Here is a 6,414-nt window from a genome sequence, read left to right on the forward strand (position 1 = left end):
GTACACCAGTTTTTTGCCGTTTTCAACGGGACTTGCGTGCCTTCGCGCGTTTTTTGCCGGACGCTGGCCGCGTATTCGATCCGCCGCGGCGCAGGGCCACGAATCCGCAAAAGTTGAACCATTTGAAAAACACGTCCACGTCCCGGAACCCGGCTTTTTCGAGTATTGTAACATTTTCGCCGGGGCGGAGGGGCACCAGAACCTGCTCCAAGGCCTCCCGCTTGCGGGAAATCTCCATCCGGGAATACCCCATCTCCCGCTTGTAAGCGTAGTAGCGCTCGACGAAGACCGGGTCCAGAGTCTCGGCCTCGGCCTTCACCTTCTCGATCAGGATCAGCGCCCCGCCGGGGAGCAGGCTTTGATGAATGCGCTTCAACAGGGCCTGCCGTTTTGCCGGGGGGAGGAATTGCAGGGTGTAATTCATCACCACCACGCTCGCGTCCGCCAACTCCAGCGGACCGTTGAGGTCGCCCGCAACAACCTCGCACCGACCGCCGAACTCCTTCAGCTTGCGCCGCGCTTTTTTGATCATGGCGTCGGAGTTGTCGATGCCGACGAAGCGCACGTCCGACGAGGCGGACAGGGCGCGCGCCATCTCACGGACCAGCGTGCCGGTGGAGCAACCGAGGTCGTACACCCGCGTGCCAGGTTGCGCGTACGTGGCGGTCAGCGATACCACCATCTGCTGACATTCCTTATAAAACGGAACGCTCCGCTCCAGCATGTTGTCGAACACGCGCGCGACGGATTCGTTGAACTCGAATTTTTCCGGCGCGTCGTCGCGGGCGAACAGGTCGTCGCGTTGTCGGGGCGTCATGCGGTTTGGGAATCAGGGGTTATAAAAACGAATCCCCACACCCGGCGGGGTGCCGCCCGGCATGGGGATTCGAATGTTACATGGTTTCAACAAACCTGCCTGCCTGTCACGGACCCTGGATTTCGTTGCCGTCCACGGGACCGCTCTTGCTTTTCAGCAGGAGTTTGTTGATGGCATTGACGTAGGCGACGCCGCTGGCCTCGACGGTGTTGACGCCGGTGCCCTTGCCCAGCACCTCGCGGTTTTCGCTGAGCACGCGGACCGATACCTCGCCCTGCGCGTCCTTGCCTTTGGTCTTCGACATCACCTGGTAGTCGAGCAGTTTGCAGGTGAGGCCGGTGATCTTGTCCATCGCGTTGTAGATGGCGTCGATCGGTCCGTCGCCCTGCGCCGTGGCGGTGTGCGTCTGGCCGTCGCGGCTTTTGAGCTGAACCGTCGCCTCCGGCATGACGCCCGTCTCGAACCCGCACTGGATTTTCTCCAGCACGTAGGTGTTAAGGCTGTCGTCGGTGGTCACCTGTTTCTGGATGACGGCGAGGATGTCTTCGTCGTAAACATCCTTCTTCTCGTCGGCCAGCACCTTGAACTCGGAGAACACGCGGTCCATCTCCTCGACGGTCAGCTTGTAGCCCATGCTCTCGATTTTCTTGTTGAGCGCGTTGCGCCCCGAGTGCTTGCCTAGAACCAACTCCGCACTGTCGAGCCCGATGTCACGCGGGTCCATGATTTCGTAAGTGTCCTTCTTCTTCAGGTAGCCGTCCTGGTGCACGCCGGACTCGTGGGCGAACGCGTTCTTGCCGACGATGGCCTTGTTGCGTTGCACGAAGAATCCGGTGAGACTGCTGACCAGCCGACTGCACGCTATGATGTGCGAGGTGTCGATGCGCGTGTCATAACCGAAGAAGTCCTTGCGCGTCTTGAGCGCCATGACGATCTCTTCCATCGCCGCGTTGCCGGCGCGCTCACCGATGCCGTTGATGGTGCACTCCACCTGGCGCGCCCCGGCTTTCACCGCAGCCAGCGAGTTGGCCACGGCCATGCCGAGGTCGTTGTGGCAGTGCACGCTGATGACGGCGTCGTCGATGTTCGGCACGTTCTCCTTGAGCGAGTGAATGAGCGCGCCGAATTGTTCCGGCACCGAATAGCCCACCGTGTCCGGGATGTTCACCGTCTTCGCACCGGCGGCGATCACCGCCTCCACCACCTCGGCGAGGAAGTCCGGTTCCGTGCGCGACGCGTCTTCCGGAGAAAACTCGATGTCGTCGCAGTACTTGCGCCCGAACTCGATGGCATCGGTGGCCATCTTGATGATCTGCCCCTTGTCCATGTTCAGCTTGTGGTCGCGGTGCAGTTTCGACGTGGACAGGAAAATGTGGATGCGCGGCGACTCCGCTTTTTCCAGCGCGCGGGCGCAGGCTTCCACGTCCTTGTTGAGCGCACGGGCGAGCCCCGCCACCGACGAACCGCGGATTTCGCTCGCGATCTGTTTGACCGACTCGAAGTCCCCGGGAGAAGCAACCGGAAACCCCGCTTCGATCACATCGACTTTCAGTAGAGACAGCTGCCGGGCGATTTCCAGTTTTTCCTTATTGTTCATACTGGCGCCGGGACATTGTTCCCCGTCTCTTAATGTCGTGTCGAATATGATGATACGTTCCGGTTGCATGATCTTTCTCTTTTGTTAAAGGATTGTTAAATCAATCACGTTCCATTGTAACGCAATTCCGGCTGGAAGCGAGAGGGAGCGGGCGTTTTTTGCCCGGGTTTGTGCTGGAAGAGGGGCGGGTTAGAAATTGAGGCCGAAGCGGAAGCCGACGGAGAGCGTGTCCGTCGCCCCCGCCCGGGCCACGGGATTGAAGACGTACTGCACGTCCGGTTGCAGGAACATCCCCGGCCGAACGCGGATTCTGTAGGTGGCCTCGATCAGCACCTCGGGGTCGTCGATGGTGATGCCTGCCGCCCGTTGCTGTTGCTTGAATTTGTCACCGAAAAACAGGTAGGAGACGGCGATGCCCGCCTTGTCCTTGTCACGGCCGGGAATGAGTCCGGTGTATTCCAGCCCGGCGTCGAAATAGGTGGAGAGCGCATTGACGTCCTGGTCTGAAAACCCCAGGCGTGCGAACCCCCGCAGCCCCTGTCTGGAGCGCGGATATTCCTGATAAAAGGTGCCCTCGGCGAACAGGTAAATACCCTGCGTGCCGGTGTGGGTGGCGGGATTACCGGAGGAGTCCTGCTCCACCAGGTCCGGGAACCGTTTGGTGTACCACCAGCTTCCGATCCCGGCCTTGTTGAGGCCCCAGCGGGGCCGGTCCGACTCGTATCCCACCTCGTTCATGAACAGTACCCCCTCGTCATCCGCGTCCAGGATCACCCGCGTCCCGCGGGGATTCTGCGGGTCTCCCGGTACTCCGTCCAGCACAGCGCCCTTGTAATACCAGTTGGGAGTGGGTTCGATCCTAAGACGCATGCCCAGAGTGGTGAGGGGATAAGTCGGCACCCCGGCGATGCCGGATTCGGTCAAATCCACGCCGGTGCCGAAGGCCCCGTTCAGGAACAACTGCGCGGATTCGCGGTAGTCGAACTCGTTGGCGATGTCATAGATGCCGACCAGAATGGCCATGCGCCGGTCGAAAAAATGCTGGTCGTACCAGGCCTGCATGAGAAGCAGGTTGGGGCGGCCTTCGATATTGCTCAGGTCATGAACGGAACCGATGAACGGCTGGAACCGGTTGCCGTGCAGGAGGGTTGCGTAAAAGAAAAAATGGCCGTCGGGCCCGTCAAACATTTGTTGTAAATTGGCGTGCAGCTCGAAATCCGCGTAACCGAAATAACGGGTCTGGCTTCCCTGGTGACGCGGGTCCATGTGAAACAGTTCGCCCATGTACCCACCGCGGAAATAGATCCCCCGGTCCAGAAGCTCGGTGCGCAGCCCGCCCCAGTTTCCGGTGATGGTTTCCCGGCGGAGGGTGATGTTGCCGTGGCGGTCGAGTCCGTCGAGATCCTGTGCGGCAAGAGGGGTTGGAAGTAGGGTTTCAAAAAGGAGGAACGTCAGAAAAATCAGCATTCCACCCTGGCCCAAACGATTGCGGTTCACCACAAAAGAAGCCACGCGCACAGGTATTTCCCGATTTGAAGATCAAATAGAGTCAGAGAAGCATTGACCACCGCCAGATTCCCGATTTCATTTTCCCCTTTCGGCAACCTGGCAAAAGCCTACAGAGATATTTTACTCCGAATTGGTAAATAGGAATCGGCTTTTTGAGAAAAATACGGTGAGAATTCCGATGATGCTGGGCCGGATTCGGTGTGCCGTTTCTGCCCGGGTGGACGAGTGTGGGATACGACGGCAAAGGCAGGAACTGGATGGTTCCGGTCGTTCAATCCATGAAACTGATCACGTGGAAACCGGCTTTTTCGATTTTGCTCACCACATTTTTTGTTTCACACAGGTCGAGCCGGAAGAAGTAGACCTGCTGGGTCGGGTCCTTGAGATACGGGGCCATGCCGACGCTGATGATATTCAACCCCTCCTTGTTGATGATGCTGGACACCTTTTCAAAATTTTCAGGGTTTTTGTCCATCACTACGTCGATGCGCGAACTGGAGTGAAGAATGCCCATGAGATCGACGAATATACCAAGCATGTCCATGATGGTGATGATACCAATCAACTTGTTTCGCTTGATGACGGGAAGAGCGCCGATCTTGTTTTTGTAGATCATGAGGGCGGCGTCTTCGATGTGGGTTTCCGGCACCACCACGAGGGGGTGGCGGGTCATGTAGTCGTTGACCTTCATTTTGCCCGGATTGTTGATCTCCAGCTTGCCCGAATTGCCCTTGCGGGCATTTCTCCCCTGGCCGATGAAGGCGCCGCGGATGTCGCTTTCCGTGATGATGCCGAGAAGCTCTCCCTTGTCCACGACCGGCAGATGGCGGATGGCATGGGTCACCATCAGGTCCTGCGCTTTTTTCAGGGAATCGGATTTTTTTACCGTGTGGAGTTTCTTGGACATCACCTCGCCGACAATCATAAGCCCCCTCCAAATATTCGGTTCATGTGCGGAAGGTACCCGTCCGAATTTCATCCGGCCCTGTCAGAAGAACATGGATTGAATTGCGGGCCGGGGGTATAATCTGCCGGAAAGCCGGTTACCGGACGGGACTTCCCTCCCTCTTTTTTACCAGAAGCGGTTCACAAAATACACGTCAAATACAGGGTTTCCGGCGGGCCTTTGAATGCAGATGAAGACCCCCGAAGAATCCGGGGAAGGGTCATTTTTCAGTTGATTTTAGGAATTCAGTTGTACTTAAATGAAGGGTTCCACAAATAAGAACGGGCTGGCACCCCCCACAGTTGTTCTTACACGAGTGTTATCTTTTTACACTGCTATATGGTTATAATGTAATCTAAATTGGGCGTTAAGTTGAAAGCTATTGATTTAACAGCCACTATCTCAAATGGCACAGGCTTTGCTCCATTTAAGCTGAGTTGCTAAACAGCCAGCCTTGCAAGCTCAGATATAAAACCCAATCAACGTTATTTATGAATATTCAACGATTACCTGAACGGCAGGGTTTGTACGACCCGCGATTTGAAAAAGAAAACTGTGGGGTGGGGTTCATTGCGAACCTGAAAGGGGAGAAGTCCCATGAGCTCATCCAGCAGTCGCTGGAACTCCTGAACCGTTTGGAGCACCGGGGTGCGGTGGGTGCCGATCCGCTCACCGGCGATGGTGCGGGAATCCTGATCCAGATCCCTCATGCTTTTTATAAGGAAGAGTGTGCAAAGGTTGGCATCAACCTGCCCTCCGAAGGGAAATATGGTACGGGACTGGTTTTCCTTCCGCGGGACGACCGGGCGGAAAGCCTGATGCAGATTTTCGACCAGGCCACAAAGGAAGAAGGGCTTGAGATGCTGGGCTGGCGCAAGGTGCCTGTGGACAACACGCAGATCGGCACCGTGGCGGCGGAAGTGGAGCCGGACATCCGCCAGATTTTCATCGGGGCGGGCAGTATCGAAGACCGGGACGCTTTTGAACGCAAACTTTATATTGTGCGCAAGCAGGCCGGACGCGCCATCCGGGCCTCCGGTCTTGCCGAATTGTACGAGTCTTATTACATTTGCAGTCTCTCCAGCAAAACCATCGTTTATAAAGGACAATTGATGGCCCCGCAGGTGGGACGTTACTACCTCGATGTCAGCGATCCGCGTATGACGTCTGCGCTGTCCCTCGTTCATTCGCGCTACAGCACCAACACGTTTCCTTCCTGGGGACGCGCCCAGCCGATGCGCATGGTCGCGCACAACGGTGAGATCAACACCGTGCAGGGCAACAAGAACTGGATGTCCGCGCGCGAAGCCATGTTCGCGAGCGACCTGTTCGACGACTCGGAAAAACTGATCCCGGTCATTCCGCCGGGCGGCAGCGACACCGCCGACTTCGACCAGGCGCTGGAACTCCTGGTTATGACCGGACGTTCGCTTCCCCACGCGGTGATGATGATGATTCCCGAGCCGTGGAGCGGCCACGAAACGATGGACGATGAGAAGCGCGCTTTCTTCGAATACCACGCGTCGATGATGGAGCCGTGGGACG

The 6,414-nt window shown here is 57.3% G+C and carries 4 protein-coding genes and 1 pseudogene; 1 reads left to right on the forward strand and 4 read right to left on the reverse strand.

Features of this window, described 5'->3' with window-relative positions:
- Nucleotides 1-22: 22 nt before the first annotated feature.
- The 4 genes from cmoA to TX82_RS09230 form a co-directional block, all read right to left on the reverse strand.
- Complete coding sequence (gene cmoA / locus TX82_RS09215; RefSeq protein WP_005009591.1) at nucleotides 23-817, reverse strand: carboxy-S-adenosyl-L-methionine synthase CmoA; 795 nt, start codon at nucleotides 815-817, stop codon at nucleotides 23-25.
- Between the two features lie 106 nt (nucleotides 818-923).
- On the reverse strand, nucleotides 924-2,483 hold the full coding sequence (locus TX82_RS09220; RefSeq protein WP_005009593.1) for a 2-isopropylmalate synthase: 1,560 nt from the start codon (nucleotides 2,481-2,483) through the stop codon (nucleotides 924-926).
- Nucleotides 2,484-2,603: 120 nt separating this feature from the next.
- On the reverse strand, nucleotides 2,604-3,881 hold the full coding sequence (locus TX82_RS09225) for a carbohydrate porin (RefSeq protein ID WP_187291942.1): 1,278 nt from the start codon (nucleotides 3,879-3,881) through the stop codon (nucleotides 2,604-2,606).
- 313 nt (nucleotides 3,882-4,194) lie between these two features.
- The gene (locus tag TX82_RS09230) at nucleotides 4,195-4,848 is read right to left on the reverse strand and encodes a CBS and ACT domain-containing protein (protein WP_005009595.1); all 654 of its coding nucleotides are present in this window, start codon (nucleotides 4,846-4,848) and stop codon (nucleotides 4,195-4,197) included.
- Between the two features lie 581 nt (nucleotides 4,849-5,429).
- Here TX82_RS09230 and TX82_RS16275 point away from each other — a divergent pair.
- Nucleotides 5,430-6,414, forward strand: a pseudogene (locus TX82_RS16275) (glutamate synthase subunit alpha); the annotation flags it as partial.

This window comes from Nitrospina gracilis 3/211 (assembly GCF_000341545.2).
GTDB classification, from domain to species: domain Bacteria; phylum Nitrospinota; class Nitrospinia; order Nitrospinales; family Nitrospinaceae; genus Nitrospina; species Nitrospina gracilis.

What these genes read in the sequence shown, in the direction of transcription:
- TX82_RS09230 (WP_005009595.1), bottom strand. Translation starts at nt 4,848, where the DNA reads ATGATTGTCGGCGAGGTGATGTCCAAGAAACTCCACACGGTAAAAAAA.
- TX82_RS09220 (WP_005009593.1), bottom strand. Translation starts at nt 2,483, where the DNA reads ATGCAACCGGAACGTATCATCATATTCGACACGACATTAAGAGACGGG.
- cmoA (WP_005009591.1), bottom strand. Translation starts at nt 817, where the DNA reads ATGACGCCCCGACAACGCGACGACCTGTTCGCCCGCGACGACGCGCCG.
- TX82_RS09225 (WP_187291942.1), bottom strand. Translation starts at nt 3,881, where the DNA reads ATGCTGATTTTTCTGACGTTCCTCCTTTTTGAAACCCTACTTCCAACC.